Origin of the sequence: Aeromonas sp. FDAARGOS 1417 (assembly GCF_019046985.1) — a bacterium.
Classification (GTDB): domain Bacteria; phylum Pseudomonadota; class Gammaproteobacteria; order Enterobacterales; family Aeromonadaceae; genus Aeromonas; species Aeromonas veronii.
This window is the reverse complement of sequence record NZ_CP077221.1, coordinates 2,538,452-2,562,185: the sequence shown is the minus strand read 5'-3', so window position 1 is coordinate 2,562,185 and position 23,734 is coordinate 2,538,452. Positions and strand designations below refer to the sequence as shown.

The window sequence follows — 23,734 nt, the reverse complement described above, 5'->3', positions numbered from 1 at the left end:
ATGAGCGAAGTGCGTGTTCATCTGGCCAAGGAGATCGTTGCCGATCTCTGGCGGCACAAGCTGCAGATTTTTCTGTCGGTCGCCGTGCTGGTGACCGCGTTTGCCGTGATCCTGGTGACCAACATGACCCGTGGTCTGACGGCCAAGCAGAACGATCTGATGGCGGAAGAGGATCGCCTCAATATCGAATGGCGCCACCTGTTGTTGGAACAGGGCACCCTGGCTGAACACTCCCGGGTGGCGAGTCTGGCGATGGACAAGTTGCAGATGGGTCGTCCGCTGGTGACCACCGAGAAGGTAATTACCCAACCATGAAACGCAAGGCTACAGCCAAAGCTGCCAAAGCCACTGTCAAAACGCCATCGATCTATCCGTGGCGCTTTCGCACGCTTGCGGTGTTTATCGGCATCGCGTTTGTGGGTCTGATCCTGCGTCTGGCCTGGATCCAGGTGATCAATCCGGATCGTCTGCGTCAGGAAGGGGACATGCGTTCCCTGCGTACCACCTCTACCCAGGCGGTGCGCGGCATGATCACCGATCGCAACGGCGAGCAGCTGGCGGTTTCTGTGCCGGTCGAAGCGGTCTGGGCCGATCCCAAGACGGTACACGAATCCGGCGCCATCAATAATGAGCGCGCCTGGCTGGCGCTCTCCGCCGTGCTCAAGCTCGACATCAATACCCTCAAACACCGCATCGCCAACCCCAGCAAGCGCTTCGTCTATCTGCAGCGTCAGGTTACTCCTGCGGTGGCGGAATATATCAAGGGGCTCAAGCTGGGTGGCGTCTACCTGCGCCCCGAAGCACGCCGCTTCTACCCGACTGGCGAAATCAGCGCCCATCTGGTGGGGGTGACCAACATCGATGGCAGCGGTATTGAAGGGATCGAGCGCAGCTACAACGAGTGGCTGACGGCGACACCCGGCGAAATGCGGGTACGAAAGGATCGTCAGGGGCGCGTCATCGAGCGGCTTGGCATCGTCAAAGAGGGCAAGAACGCCAACGATCTGCAGCTCAGTATCGATCAGCGGGTGCAGGCTCTGGCCTACCGTGCCCTCAAGCGGGCAACCGACGAGAACAAGGCGACCTCCGGCTCCATGGTGATGCTGGATATCAAGACCGGTGAAGTACTCGCCATGGTCAACACCCCCTCCTATAACCCGAACAACCGCGGCCAGTATCAGAGTTTCCGGGTACGCAACCGGGTGGTGACCGATACCTACGAGCCGGGTTCTACCGTCAAGCCATTGATTTTGCTCAGTGCCTTGCAGGCAGGTGTCACCAGCTGGAAAGATTTTATTCCCGGTGGGCCGCTCTTTATCGGTGCTAAGCAGATCAAGGACGTCAGTATCCACAAGGCGACCAACCTCTACGATATCCTGCGCTACTCCTCCAACATCGGTATGTCGCGCATCGCGCTGCGGATGCCGGCGCAGGAGATGATCAATACCCTCAGCATGTTCGGTTTCGGCATGGATACCGGCAGCGGGCTGATGGGCGAGAGTAGCGGCATGCTGCCCCAGCGTCGTCGCTGGTCCGATATCGAGCGGGCGACCCTCTCGTTCGGTTATGGTCTGCGGGTCACCCCGCTGCAGCTGGCTTCCGCCTACGCCACCCTGGCCAACAAGGGCAAGCGGGTGCCGCTCTCCATCGTCAAGGTGACTACGCCGCCCAAGGGTGAGCAAGTTATTGATCACAACAACGCCGCTGCCATGTTGCAGGCGCTGGAGTATGTGGTCGACAACGCCATTCCAAAAGCCAAGATCCCGGGCTATCGGGTTGGCGGCAAGAGTGGTACCGCCAAGGTCGCCGTCGCCGGTGGCTATGGCAAGGATTACATGGCCTGGTTTGCCGGTTTCGCACCCGCCAGTGATCCCCGTTTCGTCATGGTGGTGGTGATCAACGAGCCAAAAGGCAGCGCCTATTATGGCGGCGCCGTGGCGACCCCACCGTTTGCAGAGGCCATGGGCGGGGTGCTGCAGCTCTTCAATATTCGTCCCGATGCGGTGCCGCCAGCGGTGCCCACCAAACTTGCCCGTACGGAGGCTTCTCTTGTCCCGCGCACTTGATGCATTACTGCGCCCCTTCGGTATCCAGGCGCCGGCGCTCATCCTGACCGATATCCAGCTGGATAGTCGGCGGGTTGGCCCCGGCTCGCTCTTCGTGGCCATTCGTGGTCATCAGGTGGATGGCAGACGGTTTATCGAACAGGCGGTGGCTCAGGGAGCGACCGCTGTTGTGTTTGAGGAGGATGGTGAATTTATCCCACCATCGACTCCGGTTCCCTGTATCGGGATGCGGGATCTGCCCGCTCACCTCTCTGCTCTTGCGGGCTATTTCTACGATCAGCCAGCTCAAAAATTGGATCTGGTCGGGATCACCGGCACCAATGGCAAGAGCACTACTGCGCTGCTGGTCGCCAACTGGCGCACCCTGCTGGGTGGCAAGGCGGGTGTGATGGGCACCATCGGCAACGGCCTGTTTGGCAATTTGATCGAAGCGGAAAATACCACCGGCAGCGCCGTGCAGGTGCAAGCCAATCTGGCTGCGCTGCAAGCGCAGGGGGCGGATCTGGTGGCGATGGAGGTCTCCAGCCATGGTCTGGTGCAGCATCGCGTTGCCGCACTGCCGTTTGCCGCTGCCGTTTTCACCAACCTGAGCCGGGATCACCTCGACTACCACGGCACCATGGAAGCCTATGGCGCGGCCAAAGAGCAGTTGCTGCAGCTGGTCGATGAGTCGAATGCGGTGATCAATCGTGATGACGAATTGGGTGCCAAGTGGATTGAGAAATACCCGGCAGCGGTGGCCTTCAGTGTGGATGGCCCGATTGAACACCATTCTGGTCGTCAATTAACGGCGCAGCAGCTCGATTTTCACCAGCAAGGTTTTCGCGCGCAGATTAACTCCAGCTGGGGGAATGGTGTATTATCCGCCCCCTTGCTCGGGCGCTTCAACGTCAGCAATGTGCTGGCCGCGATGGGTGTGATGCTGGTGCTCGGTTACGACTTCAACGAGCTGCTGGCGACAGCGCCTCAGTTGCAGCCGGTGACCGGTCGCATGGAGTGTTTCGGCGGTGGTGATACGCCGCTGGCGGTGGTCGATTACGCCCACACCCCGGATGCGCTGGAGAAGGCATTGCAGGCCCTGCGGGTGCACTGCAACGGCCAGCTCTGGTGCCTGATTGGTTGTGGTGGCGACCGCGATCGCGGCAAGCGCCCCATGATGGCTGCCATGGCCGAACAGTATGCGGATCGCGTGATCCTGACCGACGACAATCCCCGTACCGAGGAGCCGGCCCGGATCATGGCCGACATGGTGGCGGGTCTTCGCGATCCTGCTGCGGTGCAGGTGGAGCACGACCGGGTCAAGGCGATTTCGCTGGCCATCGGTCAGGCGAGCAAACAGGACATCATCCTGGTGGCCGGTAAGGGTCACGAGGATTATCAGATCATTGGAACCGACAAGCGGCACTACAGCGACCGGGAAACCGTCGCGGCCGCCTTGCACACATTATTGGAGTCATTCAAATGATGACCCTCAGGCTTGCCGAGCTGGCGCAGGTACTCGATGCCCGTCTGATTGGTGACGACGGCGAGATCACCGTCGTCAGTACCGACACCCGCACTCTGGGCGCGGGGGCCCTGTTCGTTGCTCTGCGCGGCGAGCGCTTCGATGCCCACGATTTTTGCGAGCAGGCTGTTCAGGCAGGGGCCTCTGCCCTGCTGGTTGAGCGTGAACTGCCGCTGGCCATCCCCCAGCTGGTGGTGACCGACAGTCTGAAGGGGCTGGGCCGTCTCGGCAAACTGGTGCGTGAGCGCATCAATCCGAAAGTGCTGGCCATTACCGGCAGCTGCGGCAAGACCACGGTGAAGGAGATGGCAACCGCCATCCTGCGCAACGAAGGGGAAGTGCTGGCCACCGCTGGCAACTTCAACAACGAGGTGGGCGTGCCGCTCACTCTGCTGCGCCTCGAGCCGCAACACCGGTTTGCAGTGATGGAGCTGGGTGCCAACCATCCGGGCGAGATCGCCTGGACTACCTCGCTGGCCAAACCCGATGCCGCCATCATCAACAACGTGGCGGCGGCCCATCTGGAGGGCTTCGGCTCGCTGGAAGGGGTGTTCCACGCCAAGAGCGAAATCTTTGAGGGGCTGAGCGAAGGCGGCACCGCCATCGTCAATGCCGACAACGAATTCTGGCCGAAGTGGCGGGAACGCGGCATTCAGTGCGCCTTCTCCATCGACGATCAGAGCCAGCCGTTCCACGCGCGCAACCTTGTGCTCAACGAACAAGGCTGCGCCGAGTTCGTGATGGTGACCCCGCAGGGTGAGCTGAGCCTGACTCTGGCGATCCCGGGTCGCCACAACGTGGCCAACGCACTGGCTGCCGCCGCGGGCTGTCTGGCCCTCGGCGCATCCCTCGCCTGTGTCAAGGTGGGGCTGGAACAGATGGCGCCGGTCAAGGGGCGCTTCTGCGTCCAGCGCTGGGGGGGGCTGACTCTGGTGGATGATACCTACAATGCCAGCGTGGAATCCGTGTTGGCGGGCATCGATGCCCTGACCGCCATGAGCGGCTTCAAGGTGCTGGTGTTCGGTGATATGCGGGAACTGGGTGAGGAGTCTGCCGAGCAACACGCCCGGGTTGGCCGTCATGCCCGCGAGCGCGGTCTGGATGCCGTGCTGACAGTGGGGGAAGAGAGTCGCCACACCGCAGATGCCGCGGCTGGCCGACATTTCGATAACAAGGCGTCGTTGTTTGAAGTGCTTGCGCAAATGATAAATACACATCAGGAAATTTCGATTCTGGTCAAGGGGGCACGTGGCTCCCGCATGGAAGATATCGTCGAGATGGTCAAAGACCGTCAGGAGTCAGCCACATGCTAGTCTGGCTGGCCGAACTCCTCACCCCGCACTTCACCTTCTTCAACGTCTTCTCCTACCTGACGTTTCGCGCCATCCTGTCGATCATCACCGGACTGGGGGTTGCCCTCTGGATGGGGCCACGCCTGATACGTCGCCTGCAGATCCTGAAGTTTGGTCAGGTGATCCGCAACGACGGTCCCGAGTCCCACCTCAGCAAGCGGGGCACGCCGACCATGGGGGGCCTGATGATCATTGCTGCGATTTTCACTTCAGTGTTGCTCTGGTGCCGCCTTGACAACCCCTATGTCTGGCTGGTGCTGTTTGTGCTGGGTGCCTACGGCGCCATCGGCTTTGCCGACGACTACCTCAAGGTGGTGCGCAAGAATACCGACGGCCTGATCGCTCGCTGGAAGTATTTCTGGCAATCCGCGGTAGCGCTGGCGGTGGCGGTGTTCCTCTATGCGACTGCAACCCATGAGGGCCAAACCCAGCTGGTGGTGCCTTTCCTCAAGGATGTGATGCCGCAGCTTGGCCTGATGTTTATCGTGCTGACCTACTTTGTCATCGTTGGCACCTCCAACGCGGTCAACCTGACCGACGGTCTCGACGGCCTGGCCATCATGCCGACCGTGATGGTTGCGGGGGGCTTTGCCCTGATCGCCTGGGCTACCGGTAACGTCAACTTTGCCAGCTACCTGCACATTCCCTACGTGCCCTATACCTCCGAGCTGGTGATCGTCTGTACCGCCATCGTCGGGGCGGGTCTGGGTTTCCTCTGGTTCAACACCTATCCGGCGCAGGTCTTTATGGGCGACGTTGGTTCCCTGGCGCTGGGCGGCGCGCTTGGCACCATCGCCGTGTTGGTCCGTCAGGAGTTCCTGCTGGTGATCATGGGTGGCGTCTTCGTGATGGAGACCGTCTCGGTGATCCTGCAGGTGGGTTCATACAAGCTGCGCGGCGTGCGGATCTTCCGCATGGCGCCGATCCATCACCACTACGAGAAGAAGGGCTGGCCGGAGCCGCGCGTCATCGTGCGCTTCTGGATCATCACCCTCGTGCTGGTGCTGCTGGGTCTTGCCACCCTGAAGGTGAGGTAAGGCCATGGTCATCATCATCGGATTGGGCAAAACCGGGCTCTCCTGTGTCGATTACTTCCTCGGCCGTGGCGTGACGCCACTGGTGATGGATACCCGCGCCAACCCGCCCGGCAAGGATCAACTGCCGCCGGAGGTGGAGCTGATCCACGGGCTCGACGAGGCGCTGCTCAAGCAGGCGCACATGATCGTCGCGAGCCCGGGTATCGCGCTGGCGACCCCCGAACTGAAAGCAGCTGCCGAGTGTGGCGTGCAGATCGTCGGTGATATCGAGCTGTTTGTGCGCGAGACCCAGACCCCGGTCATCGCCATCACCGGCTCGAACGGCAAGAGCACCGTCACTACCCTGGTGGGCGAGATGATTGCCGAAGCCGGCCTCAATGTCGGCGTGGGTGGCAATATCGGTACACCGGCGCTGGAGCTGCTCAAGCAGCCGATGGATCTCTGCGTGCTGGAGCTCTCCAGCTTCCAGCTGGAAACTACTCACAGTTTGCGTGCTGCTGCATCCGTGGTGCTGAACCTCTCAGAAGATCACATGGATCGTTATCAGGGCATGGCCGACTATCGCGCCGCCAAGATGGAGATCCATCAGCACTCCAAACACATTCTGGTCAATCGTGACGATGCCCAGACCCTGCCCGATGTGGGTCAGGTGTGGCAGAGCTTTGGTCTTGATTGCAATGGCTATGGCCGTTGCCTGCTGGATGGTCGCTACTGGTTGACCCTGCACGGCGAACCACTGCTGGCGGTGGACGAGATGAAGATCGTCGGTGCCCACAATCAGGCCAACGCCCTTGCGGCCATGGCGCTGTGCGATGCGGTCGGCATTCCCCGCGCTGCCCAGCTCACCGTGCTGCGCCGCTTCGAGGGCTTGCCCCATCGCGCCCGCTTCGTGCGGGAGGTGAACGGGGTGCGCTGGATCAACGACTCCAAGGCCACCAACGTGGGGGCCACGCTCGCTGCCGTTGCCGGTGTGCGCGAGTCGGTCAAGGGGCGCCTGCTGCTGCTGGCCGGTGGTCAGGGTAAGGGGCAGGATTTTGGCCCGATCCAGGCGCTGTTGGGCAACCAGATCGATCACATGTACTGCTTCGGTCAGGATGCCGAGGTGCTGCTGGCACTGGGCGAGCAGACCGAACGGGTGGCCGACCTGGCCGCTGCGGTTGCCAAAGCGGCGGCCGATGCCAAGCCCGGTGACTGGGTGCTGCTGGCGCCAGCCTGTGCCAGCCTCGATCAGTTCAAGTCGTTCGAGGTGCGCGGCGATCGCTTCACCGAGATGGTGCTAGCGCTATGAATGCCCTTCGCGCAGCAGCAGGTCTGTTCCAGCGCTGGTTGTTACCGGCGCGTCCTGCCGGTCTCTACGATCGGCAGCTGGTACTGCTGGCGCTCTCCCTGATGGCGGTCGGGGTGGTCATCGTGGCCTCGGCGTCGATCCCCGAAGGGATTGCGCTGGGGGATGACCCCTTCATGTTTGTGAAGCGTCACGCCCTGTTTCTGGTGATGGCGCTCGGTATCTCCTGGTTTGTGTTGCAGGTGCCGATGGCGCGCTGGCAACAGCACAACGGCCCCATGTTGCTGCTGGCGATCTTGATGCTGGTGCTGGTTTTGCTGGTGGGCCGCAACGTCAACGGTGCGGTGCGCTGGTTGCCGCTTGGCCCCTTCAACCTGCAGCCTGCCGAGTTTGGCAAGCTGGCGCTGTTTGTCTATCTGGCCGGCTATCTGGTGCGGCGCCAGAGTGAAGTGCGTGAAGCCTGGATCGGCTTCCTGAAACCGCTGGCGGTGTTCGGGGTGCTGGCGGTCTTGCTGTTGTTGCAGCCTGACCTGGGTTCCACCGTGGTGATGTTCGTTACCTCGTTCGGCATGCTGTTTCTGGCCGGTGCCCGATTGGGACAGTTTTTGACCCTGATCGGCGCGGGCCTCGGCTCTGTGGTGATGCTGATCATCGTCGAGCCTTACCGGATGCGGCGGGTGACCTCTTTTATGGATCCTTGGGCCGATCCGTTCGGCAGCGGCTACCAGTTGACCCAGTCGCTGATGGCGTTTGGTCGTGGCAGCTGGTTTGGCGAAGGGCTTGGCAACTCTATCCAGAAGATGGAGTACCTGCCGGAAGCGCACACCGACTTCGTGTTTGCGATCCTCGGTGAAGAGCTGGGTTACGTCGGGGTGCTGGGCGCCCTGTTCCTGATTTTTGCGCTGGCGGTCAAGGCGCTCAAGCTGGGGCATCGCGCGCTGGTGGCAGAGCGGCTCTATGACGGTTATCTGGCGATCGGCATTGGCATCTGGTTCAGCTTCCAGACCTTCGTCAACGTCGGCGCGGCCAGCGGCATGATGCCGACCAAGGGCTTGACCCTGCCGCTGGTCAGTTACGGTGGTTCCAGTCTCATCATCATGTCGGTGGCGGTGAGCATGTTGATTCGAATCGATTTTGAGTTGCGTCAGGCGACAGCCCAGGCGCGCGTGCGGGAGGTTTAGTGAGCAAGACTCTGTTGGTGATGGCAGGTGGTACCGGTGGGCATGTGTTCCCCGGTCTGGCCGTGGCCGATCGCCTGAAGGCCCAGGGCTGGACTGTCCACTGGCTCGGCACTGCCGACCGGATGGAGGCGGAGCTGGTGCCCGCCCACGGTTATCCCATCTCCTTCATCGATATTCAGGGGGTGCGTGGCAACGGCATCAAGCGACTGCTGGTTGCGCCCTATCGCATCGTCAAATCGATCCTGCAGGCGCGTCAGGTACTCAAGACCGTTCGCCCTGATGTGGTGCTCGGCATGGGCGGTTTTGCTTCCGGCCCGGGTGGCGTGGCGGCCTGGTTCTCCGGCATCCCGTTGCTGCTCCATGAGCAGAATGCTGCTGCCGGCATGACCAACAAGCTGCTGGCCCGTATCGCCAGGCGGGTGCTGATGGCATTTCCGGGTGCCTTCGCGCCGAGCCGTCGCACCGCCGTGGTCGGTAATCCGGTGCGCCCCGAAGTGGTCGCCCTGCCGGATCCGCAACTGCGCAGCGGGGATGAGCCACTGCATCTGCTGATCGTGGGTGGCAGTCTGGGAGCGCGGGTGCTCAACGAGCAGGTACCTGCTGCGGTGGCGGCATCCGGCGTGCCCATTGAAGTGCGTCACCAGTGTGGCAAGGGCAATGCCGAGGCTGTCTCTGCTGCCTATGCCCAGCACGGCATCAATGCCGAGGTGAGCGAATTTATCAAGGATATGGCCAGCGCCTATGCCTGGGCCGATCTGGTGGTCTGCCGTGCCGGTGCGCTGACTGTTTCCGAAGTGGCTGCCGCCGGTGTGGCCGCCATTTTCGTGCCGCTGCCCCATGCGGTGGATGATCACCAGACCCGTAACGCCCTGACCCTGGTCGACGGCGGAGCGGCCGAGTTTCTGCCCCAGTCCGAGCTGAACACAGCCTCACTGGCGGCACGCTTGACCTGGTTGGCAGGTCGCCGGGAGACCCTGTTTAACATGGCGAAAGCGGCTCGACGCGTCGCCATCACGGATGCGGCCGAGCGGGTTGCAGATGAGTGCAAACAGCTCGCAACCGGGCAGCGTGGTAAAGATTGATGAGCAAGGTTGCAGCGGTGACACCGTGCAGCCTTGTACCTGTATGTATTGATGCCGCCGTGCAACTGCGCTTTGACGGCGCATGGCCTGCGGCAGACTAAAGAGACGATTATGACCAAGGTTGAACTGGCAAAACTGCGTACTGTGATCCCCGAAATGCGCCGCGTGCGTCGCATCCACTTTATCGGCATCGGTGGTGCCGGTATGGGCGGGATCGCCGAAGTGCTTGCCAACGAAGGGTATCAGGTAACGGGTTCTGATCTGGCTCGCAACGCCGTGACCGAGCGGTTGGCCGGACTGGGCGCCCACATCTTCGTCGGCCACAGTGCCGAACACGTTGAGGGGGCCAGCGTGGTGGTGGTCTCTACCGCCATCAAGCAGGACAACCCGGAGCTGCTGGCTGCCCGCGAACTGCGGATCCCGGTGGTGCGCCGCGCCGAGATGCTGGCCGAGCTGATGCGTTTCCGTCACGGCATCGCCATTGCCGGTACCCACGGCAAGACCACCACCACCAGTCTGGTGGCGAGTATCTATGCCGAAGCCGACCGCGATCCGACCTTCGTCATCGGTGGCCTGCTCAACAGTGCCGGCACCAATGCCCGCCTAGGTAGCAGCCGCTACCTGATTGCCGAAGCGGACGAGAGCGACGCCTCTTTCCTGCATCTGCAGCCGATGGTCTCTATCGTGACCAACATCGAAGCGGATCACATGGACACCTACGGCGGTGATTTCTCCAAGCTGAAGGCCACCTTCATCGAGTTTCTGCACAATCTGCCCTTCTACGGACTGGCGGTGGTCTGCATCGATGATCCGGTGATCCGTGGCATGTTGCCCGAGATTGCCCGTCCGACCTTGACCTACGGTCTCTCCGACGATGCGGATGTGCAGGTGCTGGATTTTGTCCAGACCACCAACCACAGCTGCTTCCGTGTTCGCCGCAAAGAGGCCGGTGAGCTGCAGGTGACCCTCAATTTGCCGGGTATTCACAACGCATTGAACGCCGCAGCGGCGATAGCTGTCGCGACAGAGGACGGTGTCAGCGATGAGGCCATCATCTCTGCTCTGGCCAAATTTGAAGGGGTCGGTCGTCGCTTCCAGCAGTATGGCGAGTTTGAAACCGGTCGCGGCAAGGCGATGCTGGTGGACGATTACGGTCACCACCCGAGCGAAGTGAAGGTCACCATCAATGCCGCCCGTGCCGGTTGGCCCGAGAAGCGTCTGGTGATGGTGTTCCAGCCGCACCGTTATACCCGTACCCGCGACCTCTACGAGGACTTCGCCGATGTGCTCTCCAAGGTAGACGTGCTGGTGATGCTGGAGGTTTATGCTGCCGGTGAGGAGCCGATCCCGGGCGCTGATGGACGGGCACTGTGCCGCTCCATTCGCTCGCGCGGCAACTTGGAACCCATCTTCGTCGCTACGCCAGATGACGTGCCAGCCGTGCTGGCCGACCTGGTCGGCGAGGGGGACTTGGTGTTGACTCAAGGCGCCGGGAACGTCGGGGCACTGGCCCGTCGTCTCGGAGAGATGAAATTGAGCATAGATAGCATGAAATCTGGCGCCTGAGGGCCCAATGAGTATTTTGACCGCCAAGCCGGGGCCTATATAATGGCGAACCGGTCTGTCAAAGGCCGGTTTAGCGCGTTACACGGGGATCGATCGGGTGGAGGCAAGGGCACAGGGGCGCACCAAGGGTGGCTTCATCGCAGGGGTAGCGTTTTTCCTGCTGGTGATATGGGGCTGCTACCGGACGGCGCTGGATGTTAAAGGTTGGCTGACAGATGCCAACCGGTTGCCCATGAGCGAGCTGTTGCTGCAGGGGCAACACCAGTATTTGCAAACCGAAGAGCTGCGGATGGCCGTGCTGGATGGCGCCGAGCTGCGCAACTTCTTCGAATTGGACGTCAACGAATTGCAGGCAAGGCTCAATGCCCTGCCATGGGTGGCCTCGGTCTCGGTACGAAAGAAGTGGCCGAACAAGATCAAGATCTACCTCACGGAACAAGATGTGGCGGCGCGCTGGAATGGCAACCGCTTCGTCAACACCAAGGGCAAGGTATTCAGTGCCCCGGATCGGGTCAAGACGCCGCTGTTGCAGCTGTCAGGGCCGGATGACCAGGCCGCTCGGGTGTTGAAAGAGAGTCGGCAGTACGAGTCGCAACTGGCTGCCAAGGGATACAAGTTGCTGGGGGTGAATCTGACCCCCCGCCATGCCTGGGAACTGACCCTGGATGGCAATATCAAGCTGTTCCTGGGACGCAATGACATTGCGCTCCGGTTGCAGCGGTTTATCGATGCCTTCCCGGTTATCGAACCCCGTGCGCAAGTCGCCTACGTGGATCTTCGATACGACACCGGAATGGCAGTTGGCTGGAAGAAGAGCGAAGAGAAAGTGCATGACCAACACCGCAGATAGGAATTTGATTGTCGGACTGGATATCGGCACAACCAAGGTGGCGGTTCTGGTCGGGGAAGTATTGCCGGACGGTGAACTGAACGTCATCGGTATGGGCAGTCACGCTTCTCGCGGAATGGAGAAGGGCGGGGTCAATGACCTCGACTCCGTGGTCAAGTCACTGCGCCGCGCGGTGGAAGAGGCCGAGATGATGGCAGATTGCCAGATCAGCTCGGTCTATCTGGGGTTGTCCGGCAAGCATATCGACTGCCGCAACGAGACCGGTATGGTGCCCATCTCCGATGAAGAGGTGACCCAGGAGGATGTGGACAACGTGATCCACACCGCCAAGTCGGTTCGCCTCTCCGACGAGCTGCGTGTGCTGCATGTGCTGCCTCAGGAGTTTGCCATCGATTATCAGGAAGGGATCAAGAATCCGGTCGGCCTCTCCGGTGTACGGATGGCTGCCAAGGTTCACCTGATCACCTGCCACAACGACATGGCTCGCAACATCGAGAAGTGTGTCGAGAAAGTGGGTCTGCGAGTCGATCAACTGATCTTCTCCGCGCTGGCCTCCAGCTATGCCGTGTTGACCGAAGACGAGAAAGAGCTGGGGGTCTGCGTGGTGGACATCGGTGGCGGCACCATGGATATGTCGCTGTTTACCGGCGGTGCCCTGCGCCACACCAAGGTGATCCCGTACGCTGGCAGCACTGTGACCAGCGACATCGCCTACGCCTTTGGCACGCCGCCGCTCGACGCGGAAGCGATCAAGGTGCGCTACGGTTGCGCCCTCGGCCGTCTGGTCAGCAAGGAAGACAATATTGAAGTACCCAGTGTCGGCGGTCGCCCGGCGCGCAGCCTGCAACGGCAGACACTGGCTGAAGTGATTGAGCCCCGTTACACCGAGTTGCTCTCCATGGTGAATGATGAGCTGGTGCGGGTACAAAGCGAGTTGAAAGCGCAGGGGGTCAAGCATCAGCTGGCAGCCGGTGTGGTCTTGACCGGCGGCGCTGCCCAGATTGAAGGCATTGTGGAGTGTGCAGAGCAGATCTTCCAGAGCCAGGTCCGGGTGGGAGAGCCCATGAACATACGTGGTTTGAGTGATTACGTGCAGGCACCGGTGTACTCGACTGCGGTCGGGTTGCTGCAATATGGCCGCACCCATCAAGCCACAGGTAGCAACAAAGAATATGCCGCCAAGGCAAGCGTCGGTGGCCTGGTCAAACGGGTTAGCAACTGGCTGCGTGGCGAGTTCTAAGAATTTTGCTGAGTCAGGCAAATAAAGCGGAGAGACAACATGTTTGAATTTATGGATAGCCACACTGACGAAGCCGTCATTAAAGTGATCGGTGTAGGTGGCGGCGGCGGTAACGCTGTCGAACACATGGTTCGTCAAAATATTGAGGGTGTTGAGTTTATTACCGTCAACACCGACGCCCAGGCACTGCGTAACTCCAGCGCCAACACTACCCTGCAGATCGGCGGTGGCATCACCAAGGGTCTGGGTGCCGGCGCCAATCCGGAAGTGGGTCGTGATGCGGCCATGGAAGATCGCGAAGCGCTGCGTGAGCTGCTGACCGGCTCCGACATGGTGTTCATCGCTGCCGGTATGGGTGGTGGTACCGGTACCGGTGCTGCGCCGATCGTGGCCGAAGTGGCTCGCGAAATGGGCATCCTGACCGTTGCTGTGGTAACCAAGCCGTTCTCCTTCGAAGGTAAGAAGCGGATGGGCTTCGCCGCCCACGGTATCGAAGAGCTTTCCAAGAACGTCGACTCCCTGATCACCATCCCCAACGACAAGTTGCTGAAGGTGCTGGGTCGCGGTATCTCCCTGCTGGATGCCTTCAAGGCAGCCAACGATGTACTGCTTGGCGCGGTACAGGGCATTGCCGAGCTGATCACCCGCCCGGGCTTGATCAACGTCGACTTCGCGGACGTGCGTACCGTGATGCGTGAAATGGGTACCGCCATGATGGGTACCGGTTCCGCCTCTGGTGATGACCGTGCTGAAGAAGCGGCCGAGAAAGCCATCTCCAGCCCGCTGCTGGAAGATGTGGATCTGGCTGGTGCCCGTGGCATCCTGGTCAACATCACCGCCGGTATGGACATGACCATCGAAGAGTTCGAAACCGTGGGTAACGCGGTCAAGGCCTTCGCTTCCGAGAACGCCACTGTAGTTGTGGGTACCGTAATCGATCCGGAAATGCACGACGAACTGCGTGTGACTGTGGTTGCTACCGGTATCGGTGCCGAGCGCAAGCCGGACATCACTCTGGTTAAGAGCAGCCAGGTGCAAGAGCGTCCGGTGCGTCAGCCGCTGGTTAGCGACATGATGCAAGGCCGCGTGATGGACGAAGCCCCGGCCAAGGTGGTCAACGCCGAGCCGCAAGCTCGTCGTGAACCGGATTACCTGGATATTCCGGCGTTCCTGCGCAAGCAAGCTGACTAAGCTTCTTATGGCTCTCGTTTGTTTGTTGTTCAAGGAATGTGCTAAGATGGCCTGCCAACGACCATCTGGTCCGGATTTTAAGCTGTTTAGGGTACACCCATGATTAGACAAAGAACCTTGAAAACGAGTGTACAGGCGACTGGTGTCGGCCTGCATTCGGGCCGGAAAGTCACCATGACGTTCCGTCCGGCGCCTGTGAACACAGGGATCGTTTACTTGCGTACCGACCTGAATCCTGTGGTGGAGCTGCCAGCCAATGCCGATCAGGTGCGCGATACCGTGCTCTGTACCGCTCTGGTCAACGAAGCCGGTGTCCGTGTCTCTACCATTGAGCACCTCTCTGCCGCGCTGGCCGGGATGGGGATCGACAACCTCTATGTTGAGGTCGACGCCCCCGAGATCCCGGTAATGGACGGCAGTGCGCATCCCTTTATCTACCTGCTGCAGGAAGTCGGGATCCGTGAGCAGAATGCTGCCAAGCAGTTTGTGCGGATCAAGAAGAGCATCCGGGTTGAAGACGGCGACAAGTGGGCGGAATTCCACCCCTATCGCAACGGCTTCAAGATGGATCTCGAGATCGATTTCCAGCATCCGGTCTTTGAAGGGCGCAATCAGCGTTGCGTACTGGATTTCTCCGGTGCCTCCTTCGTGAAAGAGATCAGCCGTGCCCGTACCTTCGGGTTCATGCGTGATATCGAGTACCTGCGTTCCCAGAACCTGGCGCTGGGCGGAAGCTTGGAAAACGCCGTGGTACTGGACGACTATCGGGTGCTGAACGAAGACGGTTTGCGTTATGAGGACGAGTTCGTCAAGCACAAGATGCTGGACGCGATCGGTGACCTCTATATGTGTAACCGCAGCATCATCGGTGAGTTCCGTGCCTACAAGACCGGACATGCCCTGAACAACAAGCTGCTGCGTGCCTTGCTGGCCGAGCAGGAGGCTTGGGAACTGGTGACCTTCGAGGGTGAGGGCGACAAAGCGCCTATCGCTTACTACGATAACGGTCTGGTTCTGGCCTGATAGCTGTGCAACGGAACGTCGGTCCTCTCTCCGCACCGACGTTCCGTCATTTGTTTACTCCATCCTTTAATACCGATTATCTCCCGGTTTTATTTCCCGTGCAGGCTCCTGGCCGCACCTGACCGAGCAGACTGATTTCTATGAGCATTACCCTGATCCTCCACGGCAAGCAGCGGCGCAAGTTGCACCTGCCCAAACAACGTCTGGCCTGGGTCGGCGGTATTCTCTTCTCCCTGTTGGCCCTTGGTGGTGGTTGGCTCTGGCAGAGCTGGCACCAGAAAATGGAGGCGCTGGAAGTGGCGCTTGCCGTTGCCGAGCAACAGTCCGTCGACCAGAGTGGCGACGAAGCCCGTGAACAGTTGGCAATGCTGGCTGCTCAGGTAGGCACCATGCAAGGCCAGCTTGGCCGTCTCAATGCCCTCGGCGAACGATTGACCGAGCAGGCCGATCTCGATCCCGACGAGTTCAATTTCAAAGAGCTGCCCCCCATGGGTGGCCCTTCTTATGATGAAGAGCTGGAAGTGAGCCTCAACGAGCTGCAAGCCTCGATGAAACACCTCAGCCAGCAGCTCAGCAGCCGTGAAGAGCAGCTGTCGGTACTTGAATCTTTCATCATGAATCACCATATCACCGATGCCGGTTTTATTTCCGGCACGCCAGTCAAACAGGAGCGAGTTTGGGTCTCGTCCGGGTTTGGTGGACGGGTCGATCCGTTCAACGGGCGTGCCAAGATGCACAAAGGGGTCGATTTCCGTGGCAAACCCGGAACCCCGATTCTGGCCACCGGGCCCGGCATTGTCAGCTGGGCGGGCCGTCATCCGGAATTTGGCAATATGGTGGAGATTAATCACGGCAATGGCCTGGTCACCCGCTATGCCCACAACTCCAAGTTGCTGGTTGAGGTGGGCACCCTGGTTGATCAGGGTCAGAAGATTGCCTTGATGGGACGCACCGGTCGCGCGACCGGGGTCCATCTGCATTACGAAGTGTTGAAAGATGGTCGTCAGGTCAACCCCGCACGCTTTCTCAGTGCCAGACGGGGTTAGGTTTTTTTCTTCAGGTTCCAGTGACGGAACGCTTTTATAACCAGAAATAGTTGGTACCCATGATTAGCACACTGCTTACCAAGATTATCGGCAGCCGGAACGACAGAACGCTCAAGGCTTTGCGCAAAATTGTAAAACAGATCAATGCCATGGAGCCGCAGTTCGAGGCTCTGTCCGATGCCGAGTTGCAGGCCAAAACGGCCGAGTATCGTCAGCGTATCGAGCAGGGTGAGACCCTGGAGCAGTTGCTGCCGGAAGCGTTCGCGACCGTGCGTGAAGCCTCCAAGCGGGTGTTCGGCATGCGCCACTTCGACGTGCAGCTGATCGGCGGCATGGTGCTGAACTCCAACCGCATCGCGGAAATGAAAACCGGTGAAGGTAAGACTCTTACTGCGACTCTGCCAGCTTACCTGAACGCCCTGAGTGGCCGTGGTGTGCACGTGGTGACGGTGAACGACTATCTGGCCAAACGTGACGCTGAGGCAAACCGCCCGCTGTTTGCCTTCCTCGGCATGACCGTCGATTGCAACGTGCCCGGTATGGATGCATCCCAGAAGCGTGACGCCTACGCCGCCGACATCACCTACGGTACCAACAACGAATTCGGTTTTGACTACCTGCGCGACAACATGGCGTTCTCGCCAGAGCAGCGCGTCCAGCGTCCGCTCAACTACGCGCTGGTGGATGAGGTGGACTCGGTGCTTATCGATGAAGCCCGGACTCCGCTGATCATCTCCGGTCCGGCCGAAGATAGCTCCGAGCTCTATATCCGCGTCAACAAACTGATCCCGCTGCTGGTCAAGCAGGACAAGGAAGACACCGAAGAGTACACCGGCGACGGTCACTACACGGTGGACGAGAAGAACCGTCAGGCCCTGCTGACCGAAAACGGTCAGATCTTCGTGGAAGAGCTGCTCAAGAAAGAGGGGCTGCTGGATGAGAACGACTCCCTGTTCTCCGCCTCCAACATCAGCCTGCTGCACCACGTCAATGCGGGTCTGCGTGCTCACACCCTGTTCGAGCGCAACGTCGACTACATCGTCCAGAAAGACGAAATCGTCATCGTTGACGAGCACACTGGCCGTACCATGCCGGGTCGTCGCTGGTCCGATGGTCTGCATCAGGCCGTTGAAGCGAAGGAAGGGGTGAAGATCCAGAACGAGAACCAGACGCTGGCCTCCATCACCTTCCAGAACTACTTCCGTCTCTACAACAAGCTGGCGGGGATGACAGGTACTGCGGATACAGAAGCCTTTGAATTCCAGCAGATTTATGGCCTGGATACCGTGGTTATCCCGACCAACAAGCCGATGGTGCGCAAGGACATGGGCGATCTGGTCTACCTGACCGCCAACGAGAAGTATGCCGCCATCATCGAAGATATCCGTCAGTGCGTGGCCAAGGGCCAGCCTGTACTGGTTGGTACCGTCTCTATCGAGAACTCCGAGCTGCTCTCCGGCATCCTGACCAAAGAGAAGATCCCGCACAAGGTGCTGAACGCCAAGTTCCACGCCATGGAAGCGGAGATCGTCGCCCAGGCAGGTCAGACTGGTGCGGTCACCATCGCGACCAACATGGCCGGTCGTGGTACCGACATCGTGTTGGGCGGTAACTGGCAGGCAGAGATCGCCAAGCTGGAGAACCCGACCAGCGAGCAGATTGCCGAGCTGAAAGCCGCCTGGCAGGTGCGTCACGATGCGGTGCTGGCCGCCGGTGGTCTGCACATTATCGGTACCGAGCGTCACGAGTCCCGCCGTATCGATAACCAGCTGCGCGGCCGTTCCGGTCGTCAGGGTGACCCGGGCTCATCCCGTTTCTACCTCTCCATGGAAGATACCCTGATGCGGATCTTCGCCTCCGATCGCGTGACCGGCATGATGAAGAAGCTGGGCATGGAAGAGGGCGAAGCCATCGAGCACCCGTGGGTCACCAAGGCGATCGAAAATGCCCAGCGCAAGGTGGAAGGTCGCAACTTCGACATCCGCAAGAGCTTGCTGGAGTTTGATGACGTTGCCAACGACCAGCGCAAGGTGGTCTACGAGCAGCGCAACGAGCTGCTGGATACCAACGACATCTCCGAGACCATCCACGTTATCCGTGATGATGTGTACGGCGCAGTGATCGATGAGTACATCCCGCCCCAGTCTCTGGAAGAGATGTGGGATGTGCCTGGTCTGGAAGCGCGCCTGAAGGCCGACTTCGCGCTGGATCTGCCGCTGCAACAGTGGTTGGCGGAAGATGACAAGCTGTACGAAGAGAAGCTGCGCGAGCGCATTCTGGACGAAGCCACCAAGCTCTATGCCCACAAGGAAGAGCTGGTCGGCAAAGAGGTGCTGCGCAACTTCGAGAAAGCGGTGATGCTGCAAACTCTGGATGGTCTGTGGAAAGAGCATCTGGCGGCCATGGATCACCTGCGTCAGGGTATCCATCTGCGCGGTTACGCCCAGAAGAACCCCAAGCAGGAGTACAAGCGCGAATCCTTCGATCTGTTCACCCAGATGCTGGAAACCCTCAAGCGCGACGTGGTCAGCATCCTGAGCCGTGTTCAGGTGCAGGAGCGCGATGTGGAAGCGATGGAAGAGCAGCAGCGCCAGCAGGCGGAAGCCGCTCCCCGCACCTATACCCACGCCGCAGCCGAGAGCCAGCTGGCCGATGAACAGGCCGCAGGCGAAGAGGGCCACACCACCTTCGTACGTGACGAGCAGAAGGTCGGTCGCAACGATCCCTGCCCGTGCGGCTCCGGCAAGAAGTACAAGCACTGCCACGGTCAGTTGACCTGATCGACGCTATGCCATAACAGGCGGGCCAAGTGCCCGCCTTGTTATGGGTGGCAACAAGCGAACAGAGGTAATTGATGGAACAGAAAAAACGGATCTGGGTGGCGGTTGGCGTCATCGAGAATGAACGGGGCGATATCTTCATCGCCAGACGCTCCTCCGATCGCCATCAGGGGGATCGCTGGGAGTTTCCCGGTGGCAAGGTGGAGTCCGGTGAGGATCTGCTGACTGCGCTGGATCGGGAGCTGTGGGAAGAGATCGGCATCCGGGTATTGGATTGTGCCCCCTTCATGGAACTGCAGCACGACTACCCCGAGAAGCAGGTATTGCTGGATATATGGAAGGTGACCCGTTTCAGCGGTGAGCCGTTCGGCAAAGAGGGGCAGGAGTGTCTGTGGGTGCCGGTGGCCGAGCTGCACAACTACCACTTCCCCGATGCCAATGGCCCGATTGTCGCGCGGCTACAGGGCCTGCTGGCTTGAGCCGGTAGTAATCAACTAACATGAAAAAAGGGCCAATCGGCCCTTTTTCCATGTTGCAGAGGTGCGTGACCAGGGGCTTATAGCCACTGATCGCCCTCTTCCGGCTCCGGCAGCAGATCCGGGTTGATCTCCCCCGGGATCCGCTTCTCTTCATCGGCCCATTCGCCGAGATCGATCAGCTGGCAGCGCTTGCTGCAGAAGGGGCGGAACGGACTCTGCGGGCCCCATTCCACTTCACTCTGACAGGTCGGACACTTTACCTTGGTGACCATAAGCCCTCCTTAGCAGCAGGCGAGCTGGAATGGCACGTCGCCAATCGGCTGTTCTGCGGTGGGCAGAAAGCGCAGGGCGAAGCGGTTCTTGTGGCCGCTCAGGGTTGGGTAGCAGAACAGATTGCCCGGCAGCTTGATGCGGATCAGCTCGGCGCTCTCGGCGGTGTCCTGGAAGAAACCGTTGCTGGCAACCTGCTCACTGAAGCTGCCTGATTCGCGCCACAGGCGCAGCAGCAGAGTGATGGCATTCATCAGCAGATTGATATCGCTCAGCCAGCCCTGCATCTGCTGGTGACGGGTGATGGCCGAGGTACCGAGCCAGTGGTGCAGCTGCGGCACATCGAAGGCACACAGACCACCCGGGATGGAGAAACGCTGGCGAATGGAGCCGAGCAGACGATCCTCTTTCAGGCGGGCACCCGGGCGTGGCGAGTTGAGTAGATTGCGGGAGAGCTGACTGCTCTCTTGCTGCATCAGTTTGATCTGCTCCAGATCGACGTCGGGCAGGCTGGCCCAGTGGCTCAGACGCTGGCCGAGACGCTCCAGATCCTTGATGAGGTCGGCGCGCAGGTCACCACGCTCCAGCAACTCCTGCAGATCGAACAGCCCCTTGAAGAAGGCGATATGTGCCCAGGATTGTTCACTATCCAGATTGTCGCGGATCTGGGAAAACAGGGACTCCAGACGAAGATAGGTCCGGCTTTTTTCATTGAGGGGGAAATCGTAAATCATGCCTAATCCTGGCCAGCCATAAACCGGCCTAGTGTACTCACACTTGGCGGCCTTGTTGAGAGGCAATTGCCAGATATGTCTCGTGCAGCGCCAAAATCCGCGTTTTAATCGCCATTTCGCTGCCATTGTGGTTTTCGATGACATCATCCGCCGCAGCGAGACGCTCCGACCGGCTCGCCTGAGCGGCGATGATGGCCCGGGCCTGCTCGGCCGATACCCCATCACGGCGACAGGTGCGCTCAATCTGGGTGGCTTCATCCACATCGATCACCAGCACCCGGTTGGCGAGGCCGGTGAGTTTGTTCTCCACCAGCAGTGGCACCACCAGCAGGCAGTAAGGAGAACTGGCCCCAGCACATTGGCGCTGCATTTCGCTGCGAATCAGCGGGTGGAGCAGGGCATTGAGCCACTCCTTGGCCTGTGGGTCGCTGAAGACCCGCTCGCGCAGGGCGCGACGGTCGAGTTGACCGCTCGGATCAATCACATCATGGCCAAAATGGTCGGTGATGGCGGCAAGGGCCGGGGTGCCCGGCTCAACGACCTCGCGGGCGATCACATCGGCATCCACCACCTCGATACCCAGCGCGGCAAACTGATTGGCGATAGTGGTCTTGCCGCTGCCGATACCACCTGTGATAGCAACTACATACATGGGGGCCTCTTGCTCAAAGCAGGGTAGAGAGATACCAGCGGGTGATGGTATCGCCCCATAGCAGCGCAATCCAGCCCGCGATGGCGAGGTAGGGGCCGAAGGGAATGGGCTTGCCCTGATGATGTTTTTGCAAGGCGATCAGACTGATGCCGATCACGGCGCCGACCAGAGATGAGAGCAGCAGAATTATGGGCAGCGCCTGCCAACCGAGCCAGGCGCCCAGCGCCGCTAGCAGCTTGAAGTCGCCATAGCCCATCCCCTCCTTGCCAGTGAGCAGCTTGAAGGCCCAGTAGAGGCTCCAGAGCACCAGATAGCCCGCTATGGCGCCGATCACGGCATCCGCCAGCGGCACGAAGCCACTTGCCAGGTTGAACAGCAGCCCGCCCCACAGCAGTGGCAGGGTGAGTTGGTCGGGCAGCAACATCTTGTCGAGATCGATGAAGGTAAGGGCGACCAGCACCCAGGTCAGCAGCAGGGCGGCCAGCGTCCCCCAGCCCGGCGTTATGACCATGGCAACGGCCACCGATAGCAGGGCTGTCAGCAGCTCTACCAGTGGATAGCGGGCCGAGATGGGGGCCTGACAGTCGCGGCAACGCCCTTTGAGCCAGATCCAGCTCAACAGCGGGATGTTCTCCAGCGCAGTGATGGCGTGGCCACAGTGAGGGCATGCGGAGCGCGGCACCATCAGGTTGTAGCACTCTGGCGCAGTGGCCTCCTCATCAGGGGCGAAGTAGCTGCGATACTCGGCCTGCCACTCCCGCTCCAGCATGATGGGCAAGCGGTGGATCACTACGTTAAGGAAGCTGCCGATCATCAGGGAGAAAAGAAAAACCAGCGAGAAGTAGAGCCAGGGCAAGCTGTGAGCCAGCTCGAGAAGAAGTGTCATAACTAACCGTCAGTTATTAAATGAGGGGGAGGGCATGGTTGTGATGCCATGCCCTGATAAATCAGCCTACCACGTCGCCAAGCTTGAAGATGGGCAGGTACATGGCGATAACCATGCCGCCGACCAGCACCCCGAGCACCACCATGATGAGGGGTTCCAGCAGGCTGGTGAGGCCATCGACCAGATCATCCACCTCCTGTTCGAAGATGGTGGCTACCTTGGAGAGCATATCATCGATGGCGCCGGACTCCTCACCGATCATCACCATCTGGATCACCATGTCGGGGAAGAGATCGACGGTGCGCATCGCCACGTTGATCTGCATGCCTGCCACCACCTCGTTGCGGATCGCCATGACCGCGGTGCGATAGACATAGTTGCCGGAGGCCCCTGCCGCCGAAATCAGCGCATCCACCAGCGGGATACCGGCGGAGAAGGTGGTCGACAGAGTACGGGCAAAGCGGGCCATCGCCGCCTTGTGCAGGATCATCCCGACCACCGGAATGGTGAGGACGAACTTGTCGGTATTGTCTTTCACTTTCTGGGAGGCCCGCCAGGCCCGCACGTAAAGGAAGATGCCAAGGGCCGTGCCACCAAAGAAGACATACCACCAGTTCTGCATAAAGCGGGAGATGCCGATAACAAACTGGGTGAACACCGGCAGCTCGGCGCCGAAGCTCTTGAAGATATCCTCGAACTGCGGAATGACGAACAGCAGCAGGATGGAGGTGACCACGATGGCGACCAGAATGACCATGGTGGGGTAGAACATTGCCTTCTTGATCTTCGACTTGAGCGCTTCCGACTTTTCCCGGTAAGTGGCGATACGGTCGTAGATGGTCTCCAGTGCACCGGATTGCTCACCGGCTTCCACCAGATCGCAGTAGAGATCATCGAAATAGAGAGGATGGCGACGCAGCGCTTCCGACATGGGGGTACCGGTCTCCACATCGGCGGCAATCTGCCCCATCAGCTCGCGCATCGAGGCTTTCTCGTGACTGCGGGCGATAATCTGCAGGCTCTGCACCAGTGGTACACCGGCGGAGAGCATGGTGGTGATCTGACGGGAGACGATGGCGATATCCATCGGTTTGATCTTCGCGCCGCCCTTGGAGAAGAGCCCTTGGGATTTCTTGGCCACCTTGGTGACGTTGACCCCCTGCTTGCGCAGTTCGGTCTTGACGGTGTTGATGCTATCGGCCTGCAGCTCGCCGGAGACCTTCTGCCCCTTGCGGTTTACCCCGTGCCAGCGGAAGGCGAAGACTTTCTTGGGGGCATTGTTCTTTTTCGTTAGGGTTGCCATCTTTGCATCCTGCAATGGGGTTGGTTGTCAGAGCCTGGCTCTGCACGTCACCAGCCTAGTCAAGGAGCCCGACTGGCTTGATGCCTGCGGGGTACTGATAGGGTGGGTGGTACCTTCTTGGCGCCAGCCCGGTCACTTTAATGCCTGATTATTCTGTCATTAGGGCTGTCATCTATTCCGTGTTCGTGAATGACGAATTCGCTCTGC

The 23,734-nt window shown here is 60.1% G+C and carries 21 protein-coding genes; 16 read left to right on the top strand and 5 right to left on the bottom strand.

The window, feature by feature from the left end:
• The 16 genes from ftsL (at nt 1) to mutT (ending at nt 19,682) form a co-directional block, all read left to right on the top strand.
• Nucleotides 1-315, top strand: coding sequence for a cell division protein FtsL (gene ftsL / locus I6L47_RS11565; protein ID WP_005336166.1), 315 nt, complete (start codon nt 1-3; stop codon nt 313-315).
• Nucleotides 312-2,066 (top strand): penicillin-binding transpeptidase domain-containing protein, encoded by a 1,755-nt coding sequence (locus I6L47_RS11560; protein ID WP_216947464.1) that lies wholly within the window; start codon nt 312-314, stop codon nt 2,064-2,066. Before ftsL ends, I6L47_RS11560 begins: the two co-directional genes overlap by 4 nt.
• Entirely contained in the window at nt 1,999-3,531 is a 1,533-nt protein-coding gene (murE, locus tag I6L47_RS11555; RefSeq protein ID WP_216947463.1) for a UDP-N-acetylmuramoyl-L-alanyl-D-glutamate--2,6-diaminopimelate ligase, read from the top strand. The genes I6L47_RS11560 and murE overlap by 68 nt, the downstream gene beginning before the upstream one ends.
• Complete coding sequence (gene murF / locus I6L47_RS11550; protein ID WP_216947462.1) at nt 3,528-4,883, top strand: UDP-N-acetylmuramoyl-tripeptide--D-alanyl-D-alanine ligase; 1,356 nt, start codon at nt 3,528-3,530, stop codon at nt 4,881-4,883. The genes murE and murF overlap by 4 nt, the downstream gene beginning before the upstream one ends.
• Complete coding sequence (mraY, locus tag I6L47_RS11545; protein ID WP_005356635.1) at nt 4,877-5,959, top strand: phospho-N-acetylmuramoyl-pentapeptide-transferase; 1,083 nt, start codon at nt 4,877-4,879, stop codon at nt 5,957-5,959. Before murF ends, mraY begins: the two co-directional genes overlap by 7 nt.
• Before the next feature lie 4 nt (nt 5,960-5,963).
• Nucleotides 5,964-7,247 carry a UDP-N-acetylmuramoyl-L-alanine--D-glutamate ligase gene (murD, locus tag I6L47_RS11540; protein WP_005336156.1) on the top strand — a complete coding sequence of 428 codons (1,284 nt, stop codon included), beginning with the start codon at nt 5,964-5,966 and terminating at the stop codon, nt 7,245-7,247.
• On the top strand, nt 7,244-8,425 hold the full coding sequence (gene ftsW / locus I6L47_RS11535; protein ID WP_005336154.1) for a cell division protein FtsW: 1,182 nt from the start codon (nt 7,244-7,246) through the stop codon (nt 8,423-8,425). The genes murD and ftsW overlap by 4 nt, the downstream gene beginning before the upstream one ends.
• On the top strand, nt 8,425-9,507 hold the full coding sequence (gene murG / locus I6L47_RS11530) for an undecaprenyldiphospho-muramoylpentapeptide beta-N-acetylglucosaminyltransferase (protein WP_005355117.1): 1,083 nt from the start codon (nt 8,425-8,427) through the stop codon (nt 9,505-9,507). The genes ftsW and murG overlap by 1 nt, the downstream gene beginning before the upstream one ends.
• Nucleotides 9,508-9,618: 111 nt before the next feature.
• Nucleotides 9,619-11,073 carry a UDP-N-acetylmuramate--L-alanine ligase gene (gene murC, locus I6L47_RS11525; protein WP_064341794.1) on the top strand — a complete coding sequence of 485 codons (1,455 nt, stop codon included), beginning with the start codon at nt 9,619-9,621 and terminating at the stop codon, nt 11,071-11,073.
• A gap of 97 nt (nt 11,074-11,170) precedes the next feature.
• The gene (locus I6L47_RS11520) at nt 11,171-11,923 is read left to right on the top strand and encodes a cell division protein FtsQ/DivIB (protein ID WP_005336149.1); all 753 of its coding nucleotides are present in this window, start codon (nt 11,171-11,173) and stop codon (nt 11,921-11,923) included.
• A complete protein-coding gene (ftsA, locus tag I6L47_RS11515) occupies nt 11,904-13,163 on the top strand; it encodes a cell division protein FtsA (protein ID WP_005336148.1) in 1,260 nt (419 codons plus the stop codon). The genes I6L47_RS11520 and ftsA overlap by 20 nt, the downstream gene beginning before the upstream one ends.
• A 39-nt stretch (nt 13,164-13,202) precedes the next feature.
• Complete coding sequence (gene ftsZ, locus I6L47_RS11510) at nt 13,203-14,354, top strand: cell division protein FtsZ (protein WP_005336147.1); 1,152 nt, start codon at nt 13,203-13,205, stop codon at nt 14,352-14,354.
• Between the two features lie 99 nt (nt 14,355-14,453).
• Nucleotides 14,454-15,377, top strand: coding sequence for a UDP-3-O-acyl-N-acetylglucosamine deacetylase (lpxC, locus tag I6L47_RS11505; RefSeq protein ID WP_005336146.1), 924 nt, complete (start codon nt 14,454-14,456; stop codon nt 15,375-15,377).
• A 140-nt stretch (nt 15,378-15,517) separates the two neighbouring features.
• Nucleotides 15,518-16,423 carry a M23 family metallopeptidase gene (locus I6L47_RS11500; protein ID WP_005355107.1) on the top strand — a complete coding sequence of 302 codons (906 nt, stop codon included), beginning with the start codon at nt 15,518-15,520 and terminating at the stop codon, nt 16,421-16,423.
• A 59-nt stretch (nt 16,424-16,482) separates the two neighbouring features.
• Nucleotides 16,483-19,203, top strand: coding sequence for a preprotein translocase subunit SecA (secA, locus tag I6L47_RS11495; protein ID WP_005336144.1), 2,721 nt, complete (start codon nt 16,483-16,485; stop codon nt 19,201-19,203).
• Nucleotides 19,204-19,277: 74 nt separating this feature from the next.
• Entirely contained in the window at nt 19,278-19,682 is a 405-nt protein-coding gene (mutT, locus tag I6L47_RS11490) for an 8-oxo-dGTP diphosphatase MutT (RefSeq protein WP_019444787.1), read from the top strand.
• Nucleotides 19,683-19,759: 77 nt separating this feature from the next.
• Here mutT and yacG read toward each other — a convergent pair whose 3' ends face one another.
• From yacG to I6L47_RS11465, 5 genes are all read right to left on the bottom strand, one after another.
• Complete coding sequence (gene yacG / locus I6L47_RS11485; protein ID WP_005336142.1) at nt 19,760-19,954, bottom strand: DNA gyrase inhibitor YacG; 195 nt, start codon at nt 19,952-19,954, stop codon at nt 19,760-19,762.
• 9 nt (nt 19,955-19,963) lie between these two features.
• Nucleotides 19,964-20,686: a cell division protein ZapD gene (gene zapD, locus I6L47_RS11480; RefSeq protein ID WP_216947461.1), complete on the bottom strand. Its 723-nt coding sequence runs from the start codon at nt 20,684-20,686 to the stop codon at nt 19,964-19,966.
• Between the two features lie 37 nt (nt 20,687-20,723).
• A complete protein-coding gene (coaE, locus tag I6L47_RS11475) occupies nt 20,724-21,338 on the bottom strand; it encodes a dephospho-CoA kinase (protein WP_216947460.1) in 615 nt (204 codons plus the stop codon).
• Between the two features lie 13 nt (nt 21,339-21,351).
• Complete coding sequence (locus tag I6L47_RS11470) at nt 21,352-22,224, bottom strand: A24 family peptidase (protein ID WP_216947459.1); 873 nt, start codon at nt 22,222-22,224, stop codon at nt 21,352-21,354.
• Between the two features lie 61 nt (nt 22,225-22,285).
• Nucleotides 22,286-23,527, bottom strand: coding sequence for a type II secretion system F family protein (locus I6L47_RS11465; RefSeq protein ID WP_005336136.1), 1,242 nt, complete (start codon nt 23,525-23,527; stop codon nt 22,286-22,288).
• Nucleotides 23,528-23,734: the final 207 nt, after the last annotated feature.

Excerpts from the sequence above, each read along its gene's own strand:
- ftsL (WP_005336166.1), top strand. The coding sequence starts at position 1 with ATGAGCGAAGTGCGTGTTCATCTGGCCAAGGAGATCGTTGCCGATCTC.
- I6L47_RS11560 (WP_216947464.1), top strand. The coding sequence starts at position 312 with ATGAAACGCAAGGCTACAGCCAAAGCTGCCAAAGCCACTGTCAAAACG.
- murE (WP_216947463.1), top strand. The coding sequence starts at position 1,999 with ATGCGGTGCCGCCAGCGGTGCCCACCAAACTTGCCCGTACGGAGGCTT.
- murF (WP_216947462.1), top strand. The coding sequence starts at position 3,528 with ATGATGACCCTCAGGCTTGCCGAGCTGGCGCAGGTACTCGATGCCCGT.
- mraY (WP_005356635.1), top strand. The coding sequence starts at position 4,877 with ATGCTAGTCTGGCTGGCCGAACTCCTCACCCCGCACTTCACCTTCTTC.
- murD (WP_005336156.1), top strand. The coding sequence starts at position 5,964 with ATGGTCATCATCATCGGATTGGGCAAAACCGGGCTCTCCTGTGTCGAT.
- ftsW (WP_005336154.1), top strand. The coding sequence starts at position 7,244 with ATGAATGCCCTTCGCGCAGCAGCAGGTCTGTTCCAGCGCTGGTTGTTA.
- murC (WP_064341794.1), top strand. The coding sequence starts at position 9,619 with ATGACCAAGGTTGAACTGGCAAAACTGCGTACTGTGATCCCCGAAATG.
- ftsA (WP_005336148.1), top strand. The coding sequence starts at position 11,904 with ATGACCAACACCGCAGATAGGAATTTGATTGTCGGACTGGATATCGGC.
- ftsZ (WP_005336147.1), top strand. The coding sequence starts at position 13,203 with ATGTTTGAATTTATGGATAGCCACACTGACGAAGCCGTCATTAAAGTG.
- lpxC (WP_005336146.1), top strand. The coding sequence starts at position 14,454 with ATGATTAGACAAAGAACCTTGAAAACGAGTGTACAGGCGACTGGTGTC.
- I6L47_RS11500 (WP_005355107.1), top strand. The coding sequence starts at position 15,518 with ATGAGCATTACCCTGATCCTCCACGGCAAGCAGCGGCGCAAGTTGCAC.
- secA (WP_005336144.1), top strand. The coding sequence starts at position 16,483 with ATGATTAGCACACTGCTTACCAAGATTATCGGCAGCCGGAACGACAGA.
- mutT (WP_019444787.1), top strand. The coding sequence starts at position 19,278 with ATGGAACAGAAAAAACGGATCTGGGTGGCGGTTGGCGTCATCGAGAAT.
- yacG (WP_005336142.1), bottom strand. The coding sequence starts at position 19,954 with ATGGTCACCAAGGTAAAGTGTCCGACCTGTCAGAGTGAAGTGGAATGG.
- zapD (WP_216947461.1), bottom strand. The coding sequence starts at position 20,686 with ATGATTTACGATTTCCCCCTCAATGAAAAAAGCCGGACCTATCTTCGT.
- coaE (WP_216947460.1), bottom strand. The coding sequence starts at position 21,338 with ATGTATGTAGTTGCTATCACAGGTGGTATCGGCAGCGGCAAGACCACT.
- I6L47_RS11470 (WP_216947459.1), bottom strand. The coding sequence starts at position 22,224 with ATGACACTTCTTCTCGAGCTGGCTCACAGCTTGCCCTGGCTCTACTTC.
- I6L47_RS11465 (WP_005336136.1), bottom strand. The coding sequence starts at position 23,527 with ATGGCAACCCTAACGAAAAAGAACAATGCCCCCAAGAAAGTCTTCGCC.